Source organism: Geobacillus sp. WSUCF1, from assembly GCF_000422025.1.
Lineage (GTDB): Bacteria > Bacillota > Bacilli > Bacillales > Anoxybacillaceae > Geobacillus > Geobacillus zalihae.
The window spans coordinates 1-315 of the sequence record NZ_ATCO01000217.1 but is presented as its reverse complement, the minus strand read 5'-3'; the positions used below and the strand labels follow the sequence as shown (position 1 = coordinate 315).

Here is a 315-nt window from a genome sequence, read left to right as displayed (position 1 = left end):
GATGTGAGGCGAATCGGCCTCCGCTAATGCCCGTTTCACGATCCGAAGCGACGAAGGGCCTCGGGTGATCAAAAAGGCGTTGGCCGCTTTGGTTTGCGCCAGAGTGTCTTTTGTCATCGCGGCGGAATCGGCCACGTAAATCCATTCGTCTTCCATCTTGGCTTGTTTGAGCTGTTCGTGGACACGGGACAGCACCTCCGGATTCCACGTTTTGTCAGGCAGGTTGCCGTCGTGCACATCGCCGTAAAACGGGATGCCGTCCTCGTTGCCGACCAGTCCGAAGCCGATCTGTTTTTGCCAACGATGATGGCGGTT

Annotated in this window: 1 pseudogene; it reads right to left on the bottom strand. The window is 56.8% G+C overall.

The features are described from left to right. Positions 1-315 (bottom strand): annotated as a pseudogene (locus tag I656_RS17535) (transposase); the annotation flags it as partial.